The organism is Agromyces humatus (assembly GCF_021228295.1).
Taxonomy (GTDB): Bacteria; Actinomycetota; Actinomycetes; order Actinomycetales; family Microbacteriaceae; genus Agromyces; species Agromyces humatus.
This window is the reverse complement of the sequence record NZ_JAJQPD010000002.1, coordinates 158,922-179,937: the sequence shown is the minus strand read 5'-3', so window position 1 is coordinate 179,937 and position 21,016 is coordinate 158,922. Positions and strand designations below refer to the sequence as shown.

Sequence of the window (21,016 nt, the reverse complement as noted above, 5' to 3'; positions counted from 1 at the left end):
GCTGGAGGGGTGATGAGCCTCTCCCCGGCCGAGCGCTATGCCCGTTCTCGACAGCAGCGCAGGCAGCCTCGGCTCGCCGAATTCGCCGCCGGGCTGAAGTTCGACCTCGATCCGTTCCAGCGGGCATCGTGCGCGGCGCTCGACGAGGGCCGCAGCGTGCTCGTCGCTGCGCCGACCGGTGCGGGCAAGACGGTGGTCGCCGAGTTCGCGGTGTTCCTCGCCATGCAGGAGCCGGGGGCCAAGGTGTTCTACACCACGCCGATCAAGGCGCTCTCGAACCAGAAGTTCCAGGAGTTCGCCGACGTCTGGGGGGCTGATTCGGTCGGCCTGCTCACGGGCGACACGAACATCAACTCGGGTGCTCGCATCGTCGTGATGACGACCGAGGTGCTGCGCAACATGCTCTACGCCGACTCGCCGTTGCTCGACCGGCTCGCGTACGTGGTCATGGACGAGGTGCACTACCTCGCCGACCGGTTCCGCGGTGCGGTGTGGGAGGAGGTGATCATCCACCTGCCCGAGGAGGTCCGGCTCGTGTCGCTCAGCGCGACCGTCTCGAACGCCGAGGAGTTCGGAGACTGGCTGCAGGCCGTTCGCGGCGACACCGATGTGATCGTCTCCGAAGAACGCCCCGTGCCGCTCGAACAGCACGTGCTGGTCAAGGCGAAGATGCTCGACCTCTTCGACTCGTCGGGTCACGCGGCGACCAACCGGGTGAACCCCGAACTCAAGCAGCTCGCCCGCGTCGGCGGGCGCTCGATCTCGAGTCGGTCGAGCAGGGGGCGGCGCGGTGGCGACCGGGGCCGCTTCCATCAGGGCGGGCAGGGGCAGGGGCGCCTCGATCGCCCCGAGGTGGTCGCGCTCCTGCACGGCAAGAACCTGCTGCCGGCGATCGTGTTCATCTTCTCCCGTGCGGGGTGCGACCAGGCCGTGCGCCAGGTGCTGCGTTCCGGCATCCGGCTCACCGAATCGCACGAACGCACCGAAATCCGCGCCATCGTCGAAGAGCGCGCACGGATGCTGCGTGACGAGGATCTCGCGGTGCTGGGCTACTGGGATTGGCTCGAGGGACTCGAGCGCGGCGTCGCGGCGCACCACGCGGGCATGCTGCCGGCGTTCAAGGAGATCGTCGAGGAGCTCTTCCAGCGGAAGCTGCTGAAGGTCGTGTTCGCGACCGAGACGCTCGCGCTCGGCGTGAACATGCCCGCCCGCTCGGTGGTCCTCGAGAAGCTCGAGAAGTTCAACGGCGAGGCGCGCGTGCCGATCACGCCGGGGGAGTACACCCAGCTCACCGGCCGCGCCGGCCGCCGTGGCATCGATGTCGAGGGGCACTCGGTGATCCAGTGGGTCGACGGGCTCGACCCCGAGTCGGTCGCCGCCCTCGCATCGCGGCGCAGCTATCCGCTGAACTCGAGCTTCCGTCCGACGTACAACATGGCGGTCAACCTCATCGACCAGTTCGGTCGCGATCGCACCCGTCAGATCCTCGAGTTGTCGTTCGCGCAGTTCCAGGCCGACCGTGCCGTGGTCGACCTCGCCAGAACCCTGCGCAAGCAGGAGGAGTCGATGGCCGGGTACGCGCAGGCGATGACCTGCCACCTGGGCGACTTCGCCGAGTACGCGGCACTGCGGCGAAGCATCTCGTCGATCGAGCGCCAGTCCTCGAAGGGCAACTCGACGCACGCGCAGCGCGAGCGCATGCAGCGCGAGCTGACGGCGGCGCGCAAGGCGATGCGCGCGCATCCGTGCCACGGCTGCGCCGAACGCGAGCAGCACGCGCGATGGGCCGAGCGGTGGTGGCGCCTGAAGCAGGAGCACGACCAGCTCTCCCGCCAGATCCACACCCGCACCGGCCAGGTCGCGAAGCGATTCGACCGGGTCGGCGAGGTGCTCGAGACCCTGGGCTACCTCGAACGCGACGTGCAGGGCTCGCTCGTGTCGGCCTCGGCCGGTCGCATCCTGAAGCGCATCTACGGTGAGCGCGACCTGCTCGTGGCCGAATGCCTCAGGCGCGGGCTCTGGGACGGGCTCGACACCGCCGGCATCGCGGCGATGGCGGCGGCGCTCGTCTTCGAACCGCGACGCGACGATCGTGGGGTCGACTACCGGGTGCCTCGCGGCGGGTTCCGGGAGGCCTTCGACCGTACCCTCGACACGTGGAGCGTGCTCGACGACCTCGAACGTGAGCACCGGCTGCCGGGCAGCGACCAGCCGTCGCCGGCGCTCTCGTCGGCCATGCACGCGTGGGCACGGGGTGCCGGCCTCGGCTCCGTGCTCGATGACACCGACTTGGCCGCGGGCGACTTCGTGCGCCTCACGAAGCAGGTGGTCGACCTGCTCGACCAGATCTCGATCGTGGCCGACGCCGAGCTGGGCGCCACCGCGCGGGCGGCGATCGATGATGTGCGGCGCGGCGTCGTCGCCTACGGCACGGTCGCCTGACGCGACATGGGCGGGGCGCCGGCGCGCGGCGACAGCCACGCGCTCGACGTCACCTAGGCTGATCTGGTGCCCGAGAATGATCCGCGTCCGCTGATGCCGCTGTGGGCCGCGGTCGTCGTCGCGATCGCCGGCGGGCTCGTCTACGATCTCGGCTTTCCCGGCGCGAGCATCTGGCCGCTCGCGTTCGCCGGCATCGCGCTCGCACTTCTGAGCCTGATCGGCCGCAGATCATGGGCGGCGGCGCTCGTCGGGTTCGCGTTCGGACTCGCGTTCTACCTTCAGCAGGTCTCGTGGACCGCGCTCTACCTGGGGCCGATCCCGTGGCTCGCGCTCTCGATCCTCGAGTCGTCGTTCGTCGCCGGCGGCGCCGTGCTGATCGCGCTCGCCTACCGTTGGGTGCCCCGCGCGACGTCGTCACAGTGGGTTCGCCTCGTCGGCCTGCCGCTGCTCATCGCCGGTCTCTGGATCGTGCGCGAGGCCGCGACCGGGTCGATCCCGTACGGCGGGTTCCCGTGGGGGAGGGCTGCGCTCAGCCAGTCCGAGAGCCCCTTCGCCGAGGTGGTGTCGTGGGCCGGATCGACGGGGCTCGGGTTCATCATGGTCGCGATCGTCGCGGGTGCGATCGAGTGGGTTCGAGCAAGCGGATGGCGCGACCTGCGCACCGCGATTCCGGTCGTGTCGCTCGCACTCGTCGCCGCGATCCTGCCGGCCTGGTCGACGACGCCCACGGGCGAGCTTCAGGTGGCGAGCGTGCAGGGCAACGGGCCATCCGGCTACTTCGATGTGCGTGAGCCGGGCGACGTGCTCGCCGCCCAGCTCGATGCGACCGAGCCGATCCTCGACGAGACCGGCATCGACGTGCTGCTCTGGCCCGAGGGCGGCTCCGACCTCGACCCCACGCGCAGCCCTGATGTGGCAGACATCTTCGACGACCTCAGCCGACAGCTCGATGCGCCGGTCGTGCTGAACACCGTGACCGTCGACGGGGACGAGTTCTTCAACACCTCGATGCTGTGGCGCGACGGCGAGGGTGCCGTCGACACCTACGACAAGCGCAATCCGGTGCCGTTCGGCGAGTACATACCCGACCGGGCATTCTGGGAGCCGCTGGCGCCCGACCTCATCGGGCTGATCCAGCGCGGGTACTCACCCGGAACGAACCCGCCGGTCTTCGATCTGGGCCAGGCGATCACCGGGCTGGCGATCTGCTTCGACGTGATCTACGACGAGCTCGTCTGGGAGGGCGCGCGCGACGGGGCCGAGCTCTACATGTTCCAGACGAACAACGCCGACTTCCGCGGCACCGACGAGAACGCGCAGCAGCTCGCGATCGCGAGGCTCCGGGCGATCGAGACAGGGCGCTCGGTCGTGAACATCTCGACCGTCGGCGCCAGTCAGGTGATCGACCCGTCGGGTCGCACCATCGACTCGCTGCCGATCGACGAACCGGGTGCGATGGTGACCGCCGTCGAGTTGCGCTCGGGGCTGACGCCGTCGGTCGTGCTCGGGGGAGCGGTGCCGCTCATCATCGTGATCGGTTCGCTCGTGATGCTCGTCGCCGCGGGAGTCATCGCTCGCGAGCGGTCGCGACGGCGGCGCGAAGGCCCCGGCGACGGGGCCGCCGAGCACCGAGGGCATGCCGAAGACTCGGCGTGAAGCCAGACCCTGTGGTCAGACCCTGATGTCAGGCGCCGATCTTCTGCTGGCCGCGACGGGCGCGCAGGTAGGTGAGGCGCTCTTCGAGCAACTCTTCGAGCTCGGCGCGCGTGCGACGCTCGAGCAGCATGTCCCAGTGGGTGCGCGCGACCTTCTCGCCTGAACGGTCGATCTCGACCGGCTTCGAGTCGACGAGCAGCACGGCGGAACCGCCGCAGTGACGGCACTCCCAGGTCTCGGGGAGCTCAGCCTCGGTCGAGAAGGTCATCACCGTCTCGCGGCTGCAGGTCTCACATCGATACGTGTTGTCGGCACGGTCGGCGAACACCACGCCGTCTTCGCTCTGCAGGCTCTGCGCGCCGATTCGCATGCCCCGAAGGCTCCGGTCCGCCATGGCGTACTCCTCTACTAGATCGTCTAACAGTGTCAACGATCAAGCTGGGCGTTCCCTTTCCGCCGCCTGATGTTTACCGGGGAATTCTCAGCTTCGAGCGAAGATGAGCGGCAGTGCGAGATCGACCCGGTCGGTCACGAGGCCGTCGACGCCGAGGTCGAGCAGCCTGGTCATGTCGGCGGGCTCGTTCACGGTCCACACGTGTACTTCGACGCCGATGCGATGCGCCGCATCGACGAATCGCGGGGTGACCAGCCGGAGGATGCCGGCACGCTCGGGCACCTGCAGGGCCCGTGCGCCGCGAAGCGCTCGGATCGCCGCCGACCGCGACCCGAGCGACGCGGCGAGCCTGAATCGCAGCACCCCCGCGCTGCCGACCGAGGTGACGACGTCGGGGAGCCGCGCTGCCACGCGGCGTCTGCGTTGGTCGGAGAAGCTCGTCACGAGCACCCGACCCGCCGCGCGCGTTCGGGTGATCGCGTCGACGACCGGCTCGACGGCGGCATCGTCTTTGACGTCGATGTTGAAGCGCGAGTCGGGAAACGCGTCGAGCGCCTCCTCGAGCGACGCGAATCCCTGTGCCTGCCCGAGGTCGATCCGCCGCAGTTCGGCCATCGTGAGCTGGCCGACGGCGACCTCACGACCCGCCACCCGGTCGAGCGACGGGTCGTGCGAGACCACCGCGACGCCGTCGTGACTCGCGTGCACGTCGGTCTCGAGATACAGGGCCCCGACCGCCATGGCTCTGGCGAACGCCAGGAGGGTGTTCTCAGGAGCGTCGATGGCGAGTCCGCGATGTGCGAGCGCGCGAGGCGCGCGCGGATCGAAGTACGCGGATGCCACGACGCGAGATCAGCCCTGTGGTGCCGGGTTCTCAGGCGCGACGCGGGGGGCGTTGGTGGGCGGTGTCGACGGCGCGGCGCCGGGCTGCTGCGGGGTGAACGCCTTGCCGATGCCCTTCAGCGCCTCGGTCAGCTCGCTCGGGATGACCCACAGCTTGTTGGCGTCGCCCTGCGCGAGCTGCGGCAGCATCTGGATGTACTGGTAGCCGAGCAGCTTGGGGTCGGGGTCGCCTTTGTGGATCGCGTCGAACACCGTGAGGATCGCCTCGGCCTCGCCTTGCGCGCGAAGCACCGCCGCCTTGGCATCACCTTCGGCCTGGAGGATGGCCGCCTGACGTGCGCCCTCGGCAGTGAGGATCTGCGACTGCTTCGTACCCTCGGCCGTGAGGATGAGCGCGCGACGGTCACGCTCGGCGCGCATCTGCTTCTCCATCGAGTCCTGGATGGAGTGGGGCGGGTCGATAGCCTTGAGCTCGACGCGCGAGACGCGGATGCCCCACTTGCCGGTCGCCTCGTCGAGCACGACGCGCAACTGCCCGTTGATGTTGTCGCGCGAGGTGAGGGCCTCTTCGAGGTTGAGCCCGCCGACCACGTTGCGCAGTGTCGTCGTCGTGAGTTGCTCGACCGCACCCAGGTAGTTCGCGATCTCGTATGTGGCCGCGCGAGCATCCGTCACCTGGAAGTAGACGACCGTGTCGATGGAGACGACGAGGTTGTCTTCGGTGATCACCGGCTGTGGTGGGAACGAGACGACCGTCTCGCGCATGTCGACGAGTGGGCGGAGGCGGTCTATGAACGGCACGAGGATGTTCAGGCCTGGCATGAGGGTCTTGTGGTAACGCCCCAGCCGCTCCACCACCCCTGAATACGCCTGCGGAATGATGCGCACCGACCGAGCGATGACGACGATGACGAAGATGACGATCGCGACGACGACGATCGTCGTGATGATGCCCGTGATGTCCATTACTGGGGGGTGTTCCTTTCTACGGGCACGACGACTGCCGTCGCGCCGTCGATGCCGGTGACGAGCACGCGCTCGCCCACGGCGACGTCGGCCTGTTCGGTGATGGGGGAGAGCCGGGCCGTCCAGACGTCCCCGTTCTGCAGGCGAACCTGGCCGCCGGCCGCGTTCACGGTGCGCACGACCGTGCCGTCGGCGCCGATGAGCGCATCGACGTTGCTGCGCGCGGGGTCGCCGCCGCGACGCAGCATGCGCAGCAGCGGTGGGCGAAGGGCCAGGATGAGCGCGACCGAGACGACCGCGGCGATGATGAACTGGGCCCACCACGGAATGCCGAAGAGGCCCGAGAGCAGCCCGGCGACGCTGCCGAGCGCGAGCATCAGGAAGGTCATCTCGAGCGTGAACACCTCGATCGTCGCGAACGCGAGGATCAGCACGAGCCACACGATCCACGCGTACTGGGTCAGCACATCCAAATGAGTCTCCTTCGTACGCGGCCGCTGCTCCGAAACTATCAGTGCCGGGTGCGGTATGGGGGAGTTGATAGTCTCGGTTCGCGCCGTTCCGCCCATCGGCCGATCGGTCCGTCAACAGCTTCGAGGAGTCAAACGTGACCAACCCACTCGCCCCCGGTTCGCTCGCCGGCCGCGTCGCCGTCGTGACCGGCTCGTCGCGCGGCATCGGTGCCGACACGGCCCGCTACCTCGCCGCGGCCGGAGCATCCGTCGTCGTGAACTACCGCAGCAAGGCCCCTCGCGCCGACAAGGTCGTGGCCGAGATCGTCGCAGCGGGCGGCACGGCGATCGCCGTCGGCGCAGACCTCACCGACGCGGCATCCGTCGCCTCGCTGTTCGAGCGCGCCGCGACCGAGCTCGGAAAAGTCGACGTCCTCGTATTGAACGCCTCAGGCGGCATGGAGACCGGCATGGGCGACGACTACGCGATGCGGCTCAACCGCGACGCGCAGGTCAACGTCGTCGAGGGTGCGCTGCCGCACCTCGCCGAGGGCGCGCGCATCGTGTTCGTCACGAGCCACCAGGCGCACTTCATCCGCACCACGCCCACGATGCCCGAGTACGAGCCGGTCGCGCTCTCGAAGCGCGCCGGCGAAGACGCCCTGCGTGCGAAGCTGCCCGAGTTCGAGGCATCCGGCATCGACTTCGTGGTCGTCTCCGGCGACATGATCGAGGGAACGATCACCGCGACCCTGCTCGAGCGCGCCAACCCCGGCGCGATCGATGCCCGAAAGCAGGACGCCGGCCGCCTCTACAACGTCGCCGAATTCGCGGCCGAGGTCGCCGCGGCGGCGGTCGATCCCGTTCCGGCCGACCACACGCGCTACGTGGGCGACGTGTCGGGCTTCGCACCCGATTCGCTTTCCTGACGTGCGGCGCACGGAACGAGGCCGGCCGGAGCAGATGCTCCGGCCGACCTCGTTCTTCGTCTCGGTGATCAGGCAGCGGCAGTGACCCCGCGGCCGAACGTGAACGCGCGCACGATCTGCACGATGCCGAGCACGATGAGCGCGATGCCCGCGATCGTGAAGAGCACCACGGCTCCCCACAGCGGCGAGAACAGCAGCACGATCCCGGCGACGATGCTCAGCAGGCCGAAGAAGATCGCCCAACCCTTCGACGGCGCGTCGCCGAGGTGTGCGAGCGCGACGACGCCCTCGACGATCCAGAGCACGCCGATCAGCACGGCGATGAACACGGCGAGCACCGCGGTCGTCTGCGCGAGGTTCATGAAGGCGATGATCGCGCCGATGATGAACAGGATGCCGACGATGATGTCGAGCGCTCTCGCTCCACCGGAGATCCCGCGCGAGAAGATGCCCATGCCCAGGTAGGCGATGCCGGCGATGACGAGGTAGATCGCGAGGATCGCGGTGAGCACCGATGCAGAGCGCTCGGGCCAGAACGTGATCAGGATGCCGACGATGAGCGCAACGGCACCGCTGATGCCGAGCGTCGTGCGGATCGTGTTGATCGACGACTTCGAGAGTTCTGCGGCGTCGATGGAGAACGAGGCGAAGAGCCCGGTGGGCTGCGGCGAAGACATGACGGTGTCCTTTCTGACGGCGAGACCGTGCGGGGTCAGGCTACGACCGAACGCCTCCTGAGGATCGGATGCACCCCGCGCGTCGCTACATCGGTCCTGGCGCTTCGCCGGTATACATCGCGAACGTCGCGGCCGCCGCTGCGCGCGCGGTCTCGAGGTCGACCCCGTCGGCGGCCTGCGCCTCGGCCCACGCATCGGCCGAGCCGCGCATGAACGCGCGCCCCTCGTCGCTGAGGCTCCAGGCTGCGGGGTCATCGGGTCGCGCGTCGGGGTCGGTGAGGTGCAGCGAGAGGCCGAGCAGCCCCTGGTCCCATCCGATACCGGTGCCGGCCGGCCCGAACTGCTGCCAGATCTCGTCGGGCACGACCGAGGCCGGCGCGACATGCTCGAGCTCGATCCGCGTGCGCTCGGCGCCGACGGACTCGAGATGGACGGTCACCCACGTCTCGCCGCCGCCACCGAACTCCCAGGTGATGCCGAAGTGCGCGCGACCCTCGTGGGGTGGTTCGCACGACTGCACCGTGCCGCCGGCGTTGCCCTCGAGTTGGTACTGACCGCCGAGCCGCAGGTCACCGCTGATCGGCAGGAACCAGCGGGCGATGCGCTCGGCCGAAGTCAGCGCGTCCCACACGTCGTCGATCGGCGACGGATAGGTCTGCACGAGTGTCTGAACGCGTGCGGGCGTTCCGTCGACGTCATCGGTGCGGACGGCGCGCTCGACGGCGTCGAGTTGTGCGGCGATGTCAACCATGTCAGTTCTCCTCGTTGTCGGGATGGTGTACTTCGGTGGGATCGTGCTGTTCCTGGTCGGTTGACGGTTGCTCAGCGGCATCGGATGGGTCGGCCAGGGGTTCGTCGGTCACCGGGTCGGCCCCGGAATCGGCAGCGAGCCGCCGTTGCCGGCGACCCCGAGCGAGTTCAGTGCCGAGTGCGTCGAGTCGCGGCATCCAGAATCGACGGAACGCGTCGAACCACTCGTCGGCCGCCGCCAGCGGCGCCGGATCGATCGCGTAGACGCGCCTCGTGCCCTCTGGATGCACCGTGGCGAAGCCGGCCTCGCGCAATACGCGCAGGTGCTGCGATACGGCAGGCTGCGAGATGCCGAACTCGGCCTGGATCACGCGGCCGAGTTCGCCCGCCGACGATTCGCCGTCGGCGAGCAGCTCGAGGATGCGTCGCCGCACGGGGTCGCCGAGGATGTCGAGCGCGTGCATGTGTTGATGATTGCATCACCGCTTATATAAGTCAAGAGTGAATCATATTCGGATGTCGCTGCGATGGCCCGGGGGAGCGGGCGGGCCCTGCGGCAGGCCCCTCGAAACTGGTTAGATCGATGACTGTGGTCACGACATCAATCACGCTGTCGTCGGTGCACGTCGCCGACCGTCACGAACTGATCCGCGTACAGGGTGCGCGCGAGAACAACCTCAAGGACATCAGCCTCGAGATTCCGAAGCGACGGCTCACGGTGTTCACCGGCGTCTCGGGCTCGGGCAAGAGCTCGCTCGTCTTCGACACGATCGCCGCCGAATCGCAGCGCATGATCAACGAGACGTACAGCACGTTCGTGCAGGGCTTCATGCCGTCGCTCGCGCGGCCCGATGTCGACCTGCTCGAGGGGCTCACGACGGCGATCATCGTCGACCAGGAACGCATGGGGGCGAATTCGCGCTCAACCCTCGGCACCGCGACCGACACGCACGCGATGCTGCGCATCGTCTTCAGCCGGCTCGGACAGCCGCACATCGGTTCACCGAACGCCTTCTCGTTCAACGTGCCGTCGGTGCGGGGGAGCGGTGCCATCACCGTCGAGCGCGGCGCACGCGAGCGCGAGAAGCTCGAGCGCACGTTCACGGTGCTCGGCGGCATGTGCCCGCGATGCGAGGGCATGGGCACGGTGTCCGACTTCGAACTCGCGCAACTGTACGACGACAGCAAGTCGCTCGTCGAGGGCGCGCTCACCATCCCCGGGTACTCCGCCGACGGTTGGATGGTGCGGATCTTCAGCGAGTCGGGCTTCCTCGAGCCGAACAAGCCGATCCGCGATTACACCGAGACCGAACTGCACGACTTCCTGTACAAGGAGCAGACCAAGGTCAAGCTTCAAGGGATCAACATGACCTATGAAGGCCTGATCCCGAAGATCCAGAAATCGTTCCTCTCGAAGGACCGCGAGGCGATGCAGCCGCACATCCGGGCGTTCGTCGACCGGGCGGTGGCGTTCACCGAGTGCCCCGACTGCGACGGCACCCGGCTCGCCGCACCGGCTCGGTCGTCGCGGATCGGCGGGATCAACATCGCCGACGCGTGCGCGATGCAGATCAGCGACCTCGCCGAATGGGTGCGCGCGCTCGACGAGCCGTCAGTGGCGCCGCTGCTGCTCACACTGCAGCAGACGCTCGACTCATTCGTCGAGATCGGACTGGGCTACCTCTCACTCGATCGGCCCTCGGGCACGCTGTCGGGCGGTGAGGCGCAACGTACCAAGATGATCCGCCACCTCGGCTCCTCGCTCACCGATGTCACCTACGTCTTCGACGAGCCGACCATCGGACTGCACCCCCACGACATCCGGCGCATGAACGACCTGCTGCTTCGACTGCGCGACAAGGGCAACACGGTGCTCGTCGTCGAACACAAGCCCGAGAGCATCGCGATCGCCGACCACGTCGTCGATCTCGGCCCAGGCGCCGGAACGGCCGGCGGCACTGTCTGCTTCGAGGGCACGATCGACGGGCTTCGGGCCAGTGGCACCCTCACCGGCCGACACCTCGACGATCGGGCATCGCTCAAGCGCGACGTGCGCACGCCCACCGGCGCGTTGCAGATCCGCGGCGCGACCGCGAACAACCTGCACGACGTCGACGTCGACATCCCGCTCGGCGCGCTCGTCGTCATCACCGGTGTCGCCGGCTCGGGCAAGAGTTCGCTCGTGCACGGCTCGATCCCCGCTGGGGCGGGCGTGGTGTCGATCGACCAGGGCGCGATCCGGGGCTCGCGACGCAGCAATCCGGCGACGTACACCGGGCTGCTCGAGCCGATCCGCAAGGCGTTCGCGAAAGCCAACGGAGTGAAGCCGGCACTCTTCAGTGCCAACTCCGAAGGCGCGTGCCCGACGTGCAACGGCGCGGGCATGATCTACACCGAACTGGGGTTCATGGACACGGTCGCAACGCCGTGCGAGGAGTGCGAGGGCAAGCGATTCCAGGCGTCGGTGCTCGAGTATCGCCTCGGCGACCGCAACATCGCCGAGGTCCTGGCCATGCCGGTCACCGAGGCCGAGGACTTCTTCGCCGCGGGCGAATCGAAGCTCCCTGCTGCGCACAAGATCCTGGCCCGGCTCGCCGACGTGGGGTTGGGGTACGTCAGCCTCGGCCAACCGCTCACGACGCTCTCGGGCGGTGAACGTCAGCGACTCAAGCTGGCCACGCACCTGGGGGAGTCGGGCGGGGTGTACGTGCTCGACGAACCCACCACCGGACTTCACCTCGCCGATGTCGAACAGCTGCTCGGCCTGCTCGACCGCCTCGTCGACTCGGGCAAGTCGGTCATCGTGATCGAGCACCACCAGGCGGTCATGGCGCACGCCGACTGGATCATCGATCTCGGCCCCGGCGCCGGGCACGACGGCGGCCGGGTCGTCTTCGAGGGCACCCCCGCCGAGCTCGTCGCAGCGCGATCCACGCTCACCGGCGAGCACCTCGCGGAGTACGTCGGCGGATGAACCAAGGGCCGCCGAGCCTCGCCATCCGGTGACGGGATCCGTCACCGTCTCATCCGCACAATAGCCGATAATGCACATTATGTCCGAATAACGAGGAGACAAAGGTCAGATTCTGCACTTTGTTGAAGCCGCGCCAATAACGTGATCCCTCGCCTCTTGACGATCGAAACCTCGCCCCGGCCTCGCGCCGCTCCGACGGTGGCCGCGCTCGATGCGGCCCGACGGGCGATTCAGCCGCGCCATCTCGCACGTCCCGGTCGGCTCTCGCTTGCCCGTTGGTCGATCGTTCAGCGACCGACCAACGGCGCGGCGATCCGGACATGACGCCGATCGGCCCGTGCGAGCCTCGCGTCAGCCGCGGGCCGGTGGGACCGTTGCCCGGGGCGAGCTCATTGGGGAACGAGACCACCTCGCCCCCGCCGGCCTGCGCGATCAGCTCGAGCGCGCCATCCAGCGCCTCGCGTGCTGCTCCCGACCGTCGGTGGTCGCGGTCGACGAAGAAGCATGTGATGCGCCACGGTGCCGGCTTGGTCTCGCCCGCGTCGTACTGCTTGCGGTGGTAGATGTTCGGCAGTTCGATCGGACTGCCGTACTCGCACCACGCGATCGCGTCGTCGCCGTCGAAGACGAGCGCGGCGTGCGCGACACCCTCCGCGACGAGTCGCTGTTTGAACGTCGGCCGGTCGTGCTCGTCCTTGATGGTGTGTTCCGTGTCGTTGTGGAAATACGAGCAGTAGCACCCGCCCCAGACCCCATTGTGCTTCTGCGCGAGCGCCAGCCACCGTCTGCCGACTCCCTCCGACTCTTGACAAGGTCGGCACAGCCACCAGGAGCGCCGTAGGCAACCAGACGCGAAAGGTCGCCCCAAATGGGCGGTGCCTCGTGCGTCATCCAAGGGCACATATCAGTGCCGGAGCGGCCGCCGCATCGGCTGCGAGAATCGCTGTCCGGTCATCGGAGCACTGTGATAGAAAGCCGAGATGCACAAGATTCTCACGTTTCCTGACCAGCTGCGGCTGATCAACGAACGGTCGGCCGCCTTCCGCGCTGCGGTCGCCGCGGCACCCAGCCTCGACGTTCAGATGCCGACCCATCCCGAGCGGACGCTGTTCGATCACGTGCAACACGTGGGCATGGGTCGCCGCAAGGCAGCCGCCATCGTCACCGCCGGGCCCGCGGACGCTCCGCCGGAGGAGTCCGCATGGGGAGGCGGCACGAGCGCGCCTCGGGAGCGCGAGGCTCTCCTGGCCTGGTGGGTCGAGTCCGTCGAGCACCTGGCGAGCGTGCTGCGCGAGGCGGGGCCCGATCGCGGCTGCTGGACATGGTGGGGGGACTCGCCGTCACCGCAGACCTCCGGGGCCTGGGCGCGGCGCCAGCTCCACGAGATCGCGGTGCACACCTACGACGTCCAGCTCACCGGGGGTGCCCCGCAGCCGATACCGGAGAAGATCGCCCTCGACGGCTTCGACGACTGCCAGTTCACCCTCTGCGCGACGACGGTCGCCTGGCCACACGACCCCGCGATCGTCGATTACCACGCCACCGAGGGCCACTCCTGGCGCCTCCGGCTGTCCCACAACGGCGCACAGGTCGCCCACCTCACCCCCGCTGCCGGCGAGGACCCCGACACGACCGACGCCTCCGCCCGGGGCACGGCCAGTGACCTGGTCCTGTTCTTCTACGGCCGCATACCGCTGGATTCGCTGAAGTTCGAAGGCGACCGTCGTATCTTCGATCAGCTCGCAGCCTGGGACCCGTCCGTGTGACGAGAGCGAGCTTTGTGGAAAATCGATTAAGGGACTTCACCATCAGACCTTCCACAACTCGCAGGATGCTGCCCCTCATGAGGCGGTGACGTCAGGGGTCGCCCCTATGCAAGAACGCGGTACCGGAGGTGGGTCTCGCTGGCGAATGCCGATGTTTCGACACGCTCCAGCTTGATGGGCTTGCTCAGTCCGGTGAAGAGCGAGATCCCTTCTCCGAGAAGGATCGGCACGACGTGTAGCTGGATCTCATCGACGAGTCCGAGTTCGAGGCACTGTCTCGAGATGCTGCCTCCGAGCAGGCTGACCCACTTGTCCCCTGCCGCCTGTTTGGCGGATTCAACGGCATATGTGATGTCGTCGACGACGAAGGTGTACGTGACGTCGTCCTTCTCGATCGGCTCATGAGCGCTGTGGGTCATCAGGTACACCGGGACCTTGAGCGAGCCCCCGTAGGGAACTTCTCCGTCGTCTATGGTCTGCGACTTGTTGGCGCCTCCGACGACGGCGCCGAGTTCCCGCACAATCCTTCCGATGACGTCTTCGTCGCCAGGGTCCGACGGGAATCCATTCATCCAGTCGACCCCTCCGTCCACGTCGGCCATGAATCCGTCTAGGGTCACGGTCGCATGAATGATCACCTTCGCCATTTGCTCCTCCTTGTTCACCGCTGCTTCAATCGAGTTGAAGGTGAGTCGCTCGACTCGCCTTAAGCAGAGTATCGACCAACCTGTCCTGAGTCAACCGACTCACCTTTAGGTCATACTGGGAGCATGCCACGCGAACTCTCTGCGTACCATCGACAAGTCGCTGCCAACAACCGTGCGGTGATCCTCGAGGCCGCCACCGGACTGTTCCTCGAATTCGGCTACGACCGGACTTCGTTGGCCCGAGTCGCCGACAGCGCTGGCGTTTCGAAGGCGACGCTCTTCAAACAGTTCCCGACGAAGGCGGAACTCTTCGAGGCAACGGTGCTCGCGGCGGGCGACACGCCGGACTCCGAGCCGCTCGAGCCGCCGTCCGGAGGCTTCCATGCAGGCTTGGTCAGTCTTGGCATGGCGTACGCGGAGCTATTGTCCCGACCCCGAATGGCGGACCTGATCCGGGCTGTGATCGCCGAATCCGCGAGGTTCCCAGAGCTGCGCCAGCGGACGTTCGATTTCGGCACGTTGCCCGTACTCAGGGCGCTCAGGAGCTTCTTCCAGGCGGCGAACACTCGGGGAACCGCGAACGTGAACGACCTCGACGTCGCAGCGGCGCAGTTCCTCGGCATGATCGCCACTGTCGTGTTCTGGCCCCGCCTCGTCCATGGCAACTGGTCGCTCACTGATGAGGAGACGCTCCACACCGTCGACGAGGCCGCTCGGACGATCGTGGCCCGCTACGCCACTCCAGATGAGCGCCCGGCAAGCTGAGCCCGCGTGTGCAGCCCCCGGCTGAAGCGGTGTGCGCTCACTGCTCGTCGATGAATATCTCGTCGATCCTCAGCTCGAACAGCCGGGCGAGCCGGAAGGCCACAGGAAGGCTCGGATCGAACTTCCCGGTCTCGATCGCGTTGATCGTCTGCCGGGAAACGCCCACACGCTGTGCCACGTCGGCCTGCGTCCAGGCGCGTGCGGACCGGAGATCCGCCATGCGGTTCCTCATCGGTATCGGATCTTCCCGATGACGAAGGCGGCCAGGAACACGACACCCATGAGCGCCGGGAGGGCCGCGACCTCCACCTCGACGGGAACGAGACCGGCGGCGTCTGCGACGACGTATCCGAACCCGACGACCCACCCCGCCCCGAGAGCGATCGCCAGCGCGTCCTGCACGATCTTGCGCTGCAGATCATCGAGCGCTCGCAGGAAGCGCGTGAACGCGACGATCCATCCGACCCCCACGACCAGATTCGCGACGACCGCTGCCCACGTCACCACCGGGTGCAGGTCCCCCCAGAATCCGGGGCCGAAGCGGGCAAGAGCCAGGGTCGCCGTCCAGGCAAGCGTCCAGGCCACGAGTCCCCCGGTCGCCCTGGTCTCGGCCCGATAGCTGACGGCGTCCTGCGGTGCGTCCACGAGTTCTCCCATGCCGAGTCGAGTCAAGTACACTTGACACGATAGGAGGAGCCGGTCCGGATGTCAAGTACACTTGTCATCACTCCGTCACACTCTCCCTCGCCGTGCCGATACCGTCGAGCCATGGAACTCTTCACGATCTCCGTGGCGGCCGATTTGCTCGATGACCTGCGCGCACGGCTCGCTCGCACGCGATTCACCGCGCCGAGCGCGTCCGGCTGGGACGCCGGCACCGACCCGGCGTACCTGCGGTCGCTCGTGACGTACTGGGCCAACGGTTTCGACTGGCGCGCGGCCGAGGCGCGGCTCAATGCCTACCCGCAGTTCCTCGACCGCGGACAGCACTTCGTGCACGTCCGCCGCGACTCCAGCCGGCCGCCCGTGCTGCTCACCCACGGGTGGCCGAGCAGCTTCGTCGAGATGCTTCCGCTCACCGACCTGCTCGACGTCGACGTGGTCGTGCCCTCCCTACCCGGATTCCTGTACTCGACGCTCCCCGACGGTCCACTGACTCGCGCGGCCATCGCCGAGTCGTTCCACATGCTCATGACCGAGACCCTCGGCTATGACCGATATTTCGCGTTCGGCGGCGACATCGGCGGCGCGGCATCCGGATGGCTCGCCACGATGTATCCGCAGGAGGTGGCCGGCCTCCACGTGATCCACGGCCCCTTCCCGGCCGACTTCGACGCGTCGCCGATCACCGCTGAAGAGCAGGCATTCCTCGACGCTGACGAGGAACGCGACGAGTCCGACTCCGGCTACAGCTGGATCATGAGCACCCGACCCGACACGATCGCGGCCGCCCTGGCAGACTCCCCCGCCGGCCTCGCTGCCTGGGTCATCGACAAGCTCCGTGCCTGGAGTGACTGCAGCGGAGACCTCGAGACCCGGTTCGACCGCGACACCCTCTGCACGATGCTCACGCTCTACTGGACCACGGAGTCGATCGGCTCATCGTTCCGCCAGTACCTCGACTACCCGCACAACACTCCGCGACCGCGCATCACAGTTCCGGTGGCGGTCACGCAGAGCTCCGAGCCGCCGTTCGAACTCTTCCCGCGTTCGATCGCCGACCGCGCTGCGAGCGACATCCGCCACTATTCGGCGCCCCGCCGCGGCGGTCACTTCCTCGCGTTCGAGGAGCCGCAACTCATCGCCGACCAGCTCAGCGCATTCATGCGGTCAGTCGGCTGAACGCGATCGCCCACGGCACTCGGGGCTCACAACTCCCCCGCCGACGCGCCTCGCGGTCGGCCTGAAGGTCTTTCGCTCACTCGCCCCCGTGGCGTTCTTCGTACTTCTCGAGGCGTCGGCCGGAGGCCGGCATCCCGAGTTCTCCGTACGGACCGGCGACCTCATGCTCAGGCAGTCGCTCGTCGGTCGGACAGATCAGTACCGTGTTCGACGTCGACCGATCGAACGAATGTTCGAACATGGCGTGGCCGCAGACCGGGCACGCCTCCTCGCCGGTCGGACCACGCAACGGTTCATCATCGGCCGTGATCGGAGGGGCGCCGAAGATCGGCTCCAGCGCCTCGTCGACCTTTTCGAAGAAGTGCGTGAACGCGTTACCTGTGGGGCGGCTCGCCGCATCGCGTGCCATGGAGCCGATGGTACGCCCAAGTCATCGGGCGAGGCCAGAGGTCACGAGCGGATTGCCGTCGAGATGATCGCGCCGATCACGGCTTCGGGCCGTTCGGACCGCTCTTGGGGTCGATCACCCGCGGTGGACCCTCGGGGTCGGCGGCGCCGCCCTCGTTCACCCAGTCGGCGATCTCGGCGGCATCTTCCGGCGTCACCGGGCGGCGCTTGCGGAATACGGACTTCACCTTCTCCGTGAGCTTCGACATGACCGCACCATACTTGCGATTCGGTGGGGATGCGACCTTCGGCCCCGGCATCACGCACATATGGTGGAACCATGACGGATGCCCCAGCACGGCCGGTCACGATCATCACCGGCGCCAGCCGCGGCATCGGCGCGGCGATCGCCGAGCGACTCGCCGCCGACGGCCACGATCTCGTGCTCACCTACCGCGACCGCGCCGACGACGCGGACGCCGTCGCGCGACGCTGCGCAGCGTCCGGCGCCCGCGTCCTGGTGCTGAAGGTCGACCTCGCCGATCTCGAGGCGGCGGCGACTGTGGTTCCGGCGGCGATCGCCGAGTTCGGGCGGGTCACCGGCCTCGTGAACAACGCGGGCATCACCGGCATCATCGGGGGCTTCCTCGACGCGCCGCTCGGTGAATCCGAAGCGCTGTTCCGGGTCAACGTGCTCGCCCCCATCGTGCTCACCCGCGCGGCGATCGAGCACATGGCGACCGACCGCGGCGGCATCGGCGGCTCGATCGTGAACATCTCCTCGGGCGCAGCCCGAAGCGGGGCACCGAACACGTACATCCCCTATGCGATGAGCAAGGCCGCCCTGAACGCGCTCACGACGGGCGCCGCGAAGGAGTTCGGCCCGGTCGGCGTGCGCGTGAACACCGTTTCGCCCGGCACCACTCGAACCGAGATCCACGCGGCTGCCGGTCGACCCGATGCGCCCGACGAGCGCGCGCCCGGTATCCCGATGCGCCGCCCGGGCGAGCCGCACGAGATCGCGGGCGCGGTCGCGTACCTCTTCTCGCCCGACGCGAGCTACACGTCGGGAGCCGACATCCGCGTCGCCGGCGGCAACTGAACTCAGCCCTCGCCGAAACCCGAGGCCGCGAGCTCGGCGATCGCGTCGACCGCCCTCGCTCCATCGGGGTCGCTCGACGCGATCTCGACGTCGGCTCCCTTCGTCAGGCCGAGCGACATGATGCCGAGGAGGCTCTTGGCGTCGGCCCCGTTCACGGTCACGCGTTGGGGGAAGGTCGCCGCGAGCTTCACGAGTTCTGCCGCCGGCCGCGCGTGCAGGCCGTCGGCGTTCACCAGGGTGACAGTGCGCGAGTGACCGGATGCCGCTCCCGCGCGATCCCCGTCTGACCCGGGCTCCGCTCCCCCGGCTGCCATGGCAGTGCCGACGCCCAATGCGTCCGGAGCACCGCGCGCCGACTCCGCTGCCCTGATGACGGCCTCGACCGGATCCCCGCTCTCGGCGGCGACCGCCGCGGCGACACCGCCCTCGACGAGCGGCGCGTCCACGATGTGCACGCGCGCCCGCGTGTCGTCGTCGAGGAAGTCGAGCGCCGTCTCAGCGGTGAGGATCGCGGAGCCGAGGTCGCAGAGAACAACGACACCGTCGCCGGAGTCGGCCTCGGCGATGCCCGCGCTCACGAGATCGAAGCTCGTGCCGATGCGCCCGTCGTCGGTGCCCCCCGCGGCGACCAGCGCGGCCGTCGGGGCCATCTGGCCGGCGAGGGCGACCAAGCCGCGCGCGATGTCGGCGGAGTGCGAGACGAAGACCAGTCCGACTTTGCCTGGGGTGCCCACCTCACACTCCCGCGGCCGCTTGGGCCACGTCGGCTGCGGCCCGCAACAACAGCGCGCTCGATTCCGCGCCCGGATCGCGGTGGCCGGCCGAACGTTCGCCGAGATAACTCGCCCGGCCCTTCCGCGCGACGAGCGGCTCGGTCGCGACGGCGCCCGCCTCAGCCGCAGCAGCTGCCGCGTCGAGCACGCCGGCGGCGTCGGCGCCCGAGGTCGCCGCATGCGCGGCCGCATCGACCGCGGGGGTCCAGGCATCGATCATCGTCTTGTCGCCGGGCTCGGCCTTGCCGCGGGTGACGACGCCATCGCGCGCAGCCTCGAGGATCTTCGCGATCGCCGGGCCGTCGAGCGAGACCGCGCCGCCCGCTGCGACGGCGCCCTTGAGGTACGCCGTTCCGTAGAGCGGGCCGGCCGCGCCGCCGACGGTCGAGATGAGCGTCGTCGCGACGAGCTTCAGCACATCCCCGGGCGTGGAACCGGCGGGCAGGTCATCGAGTTTCGGCAGCACCGCCTGGAACCCGCGATCCATGTTCTCGCCATGATCGCCATCGCCGATCTCGCGGTCGAGCGTGATCAGCTCGACACGATGCTCTGCGATGACGTCTGCGCTGCGCCTGACCCAATCGACTGCCCAGGTGATGTCGAGTCCCACCGAGTCTCCTCCTCGCTCCGGCCTACCGGCCCCACCGCAGTGCAGCCGTCTGCACCGGGGCATCCCAGAGTTCGATCATCTCGTCGTCGACCTTCAGCAGGGTGATCGACATGCCCTGCATCTCGAGCGACGTGATGTAGTTGCCCACGAGCGACCGAGCGACCTCGATGCCGCGGTCGGCGAGCACGGCAGCGGCGTGACCGTACGCGAGGTAGAGCTCGACGAGGGGCGTTCCGCCCATTCCGTTCACGAACAGCAGCGTGCGTTCACCGGACGTGTACGGAAGGTCTTCGAGGATGGGATCGAGGAGACGTTCGACCAACCGGTCTGCCGGCTCGAGCGCAACGCGCTCGCGGCCGGGCTCGCCGTGGATGCCGATGCCGATCTCGATCTCGTCTTCAGCGAGGGTGAAGCTCGGCTCGCCGGCGTGCGGCACGATGCACGGTGTCAGCGCCAGGCCCATCGAGCGGGCGTTCGCGTTCACCCGCTCCGCGACGGCCGCAACCTCGTCGAGCGAGTCGCCCCTCTCGGCGGCTGCACCGGCGATCTTCTCGACGAGCACCGTGCCGGCGACGCCACGTCGCCCCGCCGTGTAGAGGGAGTCCTTCACCGCGACATCGTCATTGGTCACGACGGCGCGCACCTCGATGCCGTCGGCCGCCGCCAGGTCGGCCGCCGTCTCGAAGTTCAGCACGTCCCCGGTGTAGTTCTTGACGATGTGCAGCACGCCCGCCCCGCCGTCGACGGCCTTCGTCGCCGCCAGGATGGGGTCGGGGGTCGGCGAGGTGAACACGGCGCCCGGTACTGCGGCATCGAGCATCCCGAGCCCGACGAATCCCGCGTGCAGCGGCTCGTGACCGCTGCCACCGCCGCTCACGAGGCCGACCTTTCCGGCGATCGGCGCGTCGGCTCGCACGACGTGGATCGGGTCGAACTCGACACGCACGATATCGGCGTGGGCCCGACCGAATCCGGCGACCGACTCGTCGACGACCCGCTTCGGATCGTTGATGATCTTCTTCACGGACATCCCTTTCGCTC

The 21,016-nt window shown here is 68.2% G+C and carries 24 protein-coding genes; 8 read left to right on the top strand and 16 right to left on the bottom strand.

Translation table 11 applies throughout. From position 1 onward, the window contains the following. Positions 1-12: 12 nt before the first annotated feature. Entirely contained in the window at positions 13-2,442 is a 2,430-nt protein-coding gene (locus tag LSF15_RS03480; RefSeq protein WP_232497137.1) for a DEAD/DEAH box helicase, read from the top strand. Positions 2,443-2,508: 66 nt separating this feature from the next. Then, the gene (lnt, locus tag LSF15_RS03475) at positions 2,509-4,098 is read left to right on the top strand and encodes an apolipoprotein N-acyltransferase (protein ID WP_308188416.1); all 1,590 of its coding nucleotides are present in this window, start codon (positions 2,509-2,511) and stop codon (positions 4,096-4,098) included. A 28-nt stretch (positions 4,099-4,126) separates the two neighbouring features. On the opposite strand, the gene LSF15_RS03470 is transcribed toward lnt, so the two are convergent. The 4 genes from LSF15_RS03470 to LSF15_RS03455 all read right to left on the bottom strand — a co-directional run bounded on the left by LSF15_RS03470 (position 4,127) and on the right by LSF15_RS03455 (position 6,768). After that, positions 4,127-4,492: an RNA polymerase-binding protein RbpA gene (locus LSF15_RS03470; protein WP_232497136.1), complete on the bottom strand. Its 366-nt coding sequence runs from the start codon at positions 4,490-4,492 to the stop codon at positions 4,127-4,129. An 87-nt stretch (positions 4,493-4,579) separates the two neighbouring features. After that, the gene (locus LSF15_RS03465) at positions 4,580-5,335 is read right to left on the bottom strand and encodes a glycerophosphodiester phosphodiesterase family protein (RefSeq protein WP_232497135.1); all 756 of its coding nucleotides are present in this window, start codon (positions 5,333-5,335) and stop codon (positions 4,580-4,582) included. Positions 5,336-5,344: 9 nt separating this feature from the next. After that, positions 5,345-6,301, bottom strand: coding sequence for an SPFH domain-containing protein (locus LSF15_RS03460; RefSeq protein ID WP_232497134.1), 957 nt, complete (start codon positions 6,299-6,301; stop codon positions 5,345-5,347). Then, positions 6,301-6,768: an NfeD family protein gene (locus tag LSF15_RS03455; RefSeq protein WP_232497467.1), complete on the bottom strand. Its 468-nt coding sequence runs from the start codon at positions 6,766-6,768 to the stop codon at positions 6,301-6,303. Before LSF15_RS03455 ends, LSF15_RS03460 begins: the two co-directional genes overlap by 1 nt. 140 nt (positions 6,769-6,908) lie before the next feature. Here LSF15_RS03455 and LSF15_RS03450 point away from each other — a divergent pair, with 140 nt between their 5' ends. Beyond that, complete coding sequence (locus LSF15_RS03450) at positions 6,909-7,682, top strand: SDR family oxidoreductase (protein ID WP_232497133.1); 774 nt, start codon at positions 6,909-6,911, stop codon at positions 7,680-7,682. A 68-nt stretch (positions 7,683-7,750) separates the two neighbouring features. Here LSF15_RS03450 and LSF15_RS03445 read toward each other — a convergent pair whose 3' ends face one another. From LSF15_RS03445 to LSF15_RS03435, 3 genes are all read right to left on the bottom strand, one after another. Next, positions 7,751-8,359, bottom strand: coding sequence for an HdeD family acid-resistance protein (locus tag LSF15_RS03445; protein ID WP_232497132.1), 609 nt, complete (start codon positions 8,357-8,359; stop codon positions 7,751-7,753). An 85-nt stretch (positions 8,360-8,444) separates the two neighbouring features. Further along, entirely contained in the window at positions 8,445-9,110 is a 666-nt protein-coding gene (locus LSF15_RS03440) for an SRPBCC family protein (RefSeq protein WP_232497131.1), read from the bottom strand. A 1-nt stretch (position 9,111) separates the two neighbouring features. After that, positions 9,112-9,573, bottom strand: a complete 462-nt coding sequence (locus tag LSF15_RS03435) for an ArsR/SmtB family transcription factor (RefSeq protein ID WP_232497130.1) — start codon at positions 9,571-9,573, stop codon at positions 9,112-9,114. A 119-nt stretch (positions 9,574-9,692) separates the two neighbouring features. On the opposite strand from LSF15_RS03435, the gene LSF15_RS03430 reads away from it, so the two are divergent. After that, positions 9,693-12,083 carry an ATP-binding cassette domain-containing protein gene (locus LSF15_RS03430; RefSeq protein WP_232497129.1) on the top strand — a complete coding sequence of 797 codons (2,391 nt, stop codon included), beginning with the start codon at positions 9,693-9,695 and terminating at the stop codon, positions 12,081-12,083. 49 nt (positions 12,084-12,132) lie between these two features. On the opposite strand, the gene LSF15_RS03425 is transcribed toward LSF15_RS03430, so the two are convergent. Beyond that, a complete protein-coding gene (locus LSF15_RS03425; protein WP_232497128.1) occupies positions 12,133-12,978 on the bottom strand; it encodes a hypothetical protein in 846 nt (281 codons plus the stop codon). A gap of 85 nt (positions 12,979-13,063) precedes the next feature. Between LSF15_RS03425 and LSF15_RS03420 the strand changes: the two genes are divergently transcribed. Beyond that, positions 13,064-13,849, top strand: a complete 786-nt coding sequence (locus LSF15_RS03420) for a maleylpyruvate isomerase N-terminal domain-containing protein (protein WP_232497127.1) — start codon at positions 13,064-13,066, stop codon at positions 13,847-13,849. A gap of 104 nt (positions 13,850-13,953) precedes the next feature. Here the strand turns inward: LSF15_RS03420 and LSF15_RS03415 are convergent, their stop codons facing one another. Further along, positions 13,954-14,496 carry a dihydrofolate reductase family protein gene (locus LSF15_RS03415; protein ID WP_232497126.1) on the bottom strand — a complete coding sequence of 181 codons (543 nt, stop codon included), beginning with the start codon at positions 14,494-14,496 and terminating at the stop codon, positions 13,954-13,956. A 123-nt stretch (positions 14,497-14,619) separates the two neighbouring features. Here LSF15_RS03415 and LSF15_RS03410 point away from each other — a divergent pair, with 123 nt between their 5' ends. Next, on the top strand, positions 14,620-15,261 hold the full coding sequence (locus LSF15_RS03410; RefSeq protein ID WP_232497125.1) for a TetR/AcrR family transcriptional regulator: 642 nt from the start codon (positions 14,620-14,622) through the stop codon (positions 15,259-15,261). 37 nt (positions 15,262-15,298) lie between these two features. Here LSF15_RS03410 and LSF15_RS03405 read toward each other — a convergent pair whose 3' ends face one another. Together LSF15_RS03405 and LSF15_RS03400 are read right to left on the bottom strand one after the other, a co-directional pair. Continuing rightward, entirely contained in the window at positions 15,299-15,481 is a 183-nt protein-coding gene (locus LSF15_RS03405; protein ID WP_232497124.1) for a helix-turn-helix transcriptional regulator, read from the bottom strand. A gap of 8 nt (positions 15,482-15,489) precedes the next feature. Next, on the bottom strand, positions 15,490-15,918 hold the full coding sequence (locus LSF15_RS03400; RefSeq protein WP_232497123.1) for a hypothetical protein: 429 nt from the start codon (positions 15,916-15,918) through the stop codon (positions 15,490-15,492). Between the two features lie 111 nt (positions 15,919-16,029). Here LSF15_RS03400 and LSF15_RS03395 point away from each other — a divergent pair, with 111 nt between their 5' ends. Continuing rightward, complete coding sequence (locus tag LSF15_RS03395; protein ID WP_232497122.1) at positions 16,030-17,103, top strand: epoxide hydrolase family protein; 1,074 nt, start codon at positions 16,030-16,032, stop codon at positions 17,101-17,103. 76 nt (positions 17,104-17,179) lie between these two features. On the opposite strand, the gene LSF15_RS03390 is transcribed toward LSF15_RS03395, so the two are convergent. After that, complete coding sequence (locus LSF15_RS03390; protein ID WP_232497121.1) at positions 17,180-17,512, bottom strand: hypothetical protein; 333 nt, start codon at positions 17,510-17,512, stop codon at positions 17,180-17,182. A gap of 76 nt (positions 17,513-17,588) precedes the next feature. Further along, positions 17,589-17,759 carry a hypothetical protein gene (locus LSF15_RS03385; protein ID WP_232497120.1) on the bottom strand — a complete coding sequence of 57 codons (171 nt, stop codon included), beginning with the start codon at positions 17,757-17,759 and terminating at the stop codon, positions 17,589-17,591. Between the two features lie 71 nt (positions 17,760-17,830). On the opposite strand from LSF15_RS03385, the gene LSF15_RS03380 reads away from it, so the two are divergent. Next, on the top strand, positions 17,831-18,592 hold the full coding sequence (locus LSF15_RS03380; protein WP_232497119.1) for an SDR family NAD(P)-dependent oxidoreductase: 762 nt from the start codon (positions 17,831-17,833) through the stop codon (positions 18,590-18,592). Positions 18,593-18,594: 2 nt separating this feature from the next. On the opposite strand, the gene dhaM is transcribed toward LSF15_RS03380, so the two are convergent. From dhaM to dhaK, 3 genes are read right to left on the bottom strand one after another with little or no spacing between them, the layout of a single operon-like run. Continuing rightward, positions 18,595-19,326: a dihydroxyacetone kinase phosphoryl donor subunit DhaM gene (gene dhaM, locus LSF15_RS03375; protein ID WP_232497118.1), complete on the bottom strand. Its 732-nt coding sequence runs from the start codon at positions 19,324-19,326 to the stop codon at positions 18,595-18,597. Between the two features lies 1 nt (position 19,327). After that, on the bottom strand, positions 19,328-19,975 hold the full coding sequence (dhaL, locus tag LSF15_RS03370) for a dihydroxyacetone kinase subunit DhaL (protein ID WP_232497117.1): 648 nt from the start codon (positions 19,973-19,975) through the stop codon (positions 19,328-19,330). 22 nt (positions 19,976-19,997) lie between these two features. Beyond that, positions 19,998-20,999: a dihydroxyacetone kinase subunit DhaK gene (gene dhaK / locus LSF15_RS03365; protein WP_232497116.1), complete on the bottom strand. Its 1,002-nt coding sequence runs from the start codon at positions 20,997-20,999 to the stop codon at positions 19,998-20,000. Positions 21,000-21,016: the final 17 nt, after the last annotated feature.

Bases quoted from the DNA above. Each gene is read 5' to 3' on its own strand.
- LSF15_RS03480 (WP_232497137.1), top strand. From the start codon at position 13: ATGAGCCTCTCCCCGGCCGAGCGCTATGCCCGTTCTCGACAGCAGCGC.
- LSF15_RS03470 (WP_232497136.1), bottom strand. From the start codon at position 4,492: ATGGCGGACCGGAGCCTTCGGGGCATGCGAATCGGCGCGCAGAGCCTG.
- LSF15_RS03460 (WP_232497134.1), bottom strand. From the start codon at position 6,301: ATGGACATCACGGGCATCATCACGACGATCGTCGTCGTCGCGATCGTC.
- LSF15_RS03445 (WP_232497132.1), bottom strand. From the start codon at position 8,359: ATGTCTTCGCCGCAGCCCACCGGGCTCTTCGCCTCGTTCTCCATCGAC.
- LSF15_RS03440 (WP_232497131.1), bottom strand. From the start codon at position 9,110: ATGGTTGACATCGCCGCACAACTCGACGCCGTCGAGCGCGCCGTCCGC.
- LSF15_RS03435 (WP_232497130.1), bottom strand. From the start codon at position 9,573: ATGCACGCGCTCGACATCCTCGGCGACCCCGTGCGGCGACGCATCCTC.
- LSF15_RS03430 (WP_232497129.1), top strand. From the start codon at position 9,693: ATGACTGTGGTCACGACATCAATCACGCTGTCGTCGGTGCACGTCGCC.
- LSF15_RS03420 (WP_232497127.1), top strand. From the start codon at position 13,064: ATGCACAAGATTCTCACGTTTCCTGACCAGCTGCGGCTGATCAACGAA.
- LSF15_RS03415 (WP_232497126.1), bottom strand. From the start codon at position 14,496: ATGGCGAAGGTGATCATTCATGCGACCGTGACCCTAGACGGATTCATG.
- LSF15_RS03410 (WP_232497125.1), top strand. From the start codon at position 14,620: ATGCCACGCGAACTCTCTGCGTACCATCGACAAGTCGCTGCCAACAAC.
- LSF15_RS03405 (WP_232497124.1), bottom strand. From the start codon at position 15,481: ATGGCGGATCTCCGGTCCGCACGCGCCTGGACGCAGGCCGACGTGGCA.
- LSF15_RS03400 (WP_232497123.1), bottom strand. From the start codon at position 15,918: ATGGGAGAACTCGTGGACGCACCGCAGGACGCCGTCAGCTATCGGGCC.
- LSF15_RS03395 (WP_232497122.1), top strand. From the start codon at position 16,030: ATGGAACTCTTCACGATCTCCGTGGCGGCCGATTTGCTCGATGACCTG.
- LSF15_RS03390 (WP_232497121.1), bottom strand. From the start codon at position 17,512: ATGGCACGCGATGCGGCGAGCCGCCCCACAGGTAACGCGTTCACGCAC.
- LSF15_RS03385 (WP_232497120.1), bottom strand. From the start codon at position 17,759: ATGTCGAAGCTCACGGAGAAGGTGAAGTCCGTATTCCGCAAGCGCCGC.
- LSF15_RS03380 (WP_232497119.1), top strand. From the start codon at position 17,831: ATGACGGATGCCCCAGCACGGCCGGTCACGATCATCACCGGCGCCAGC.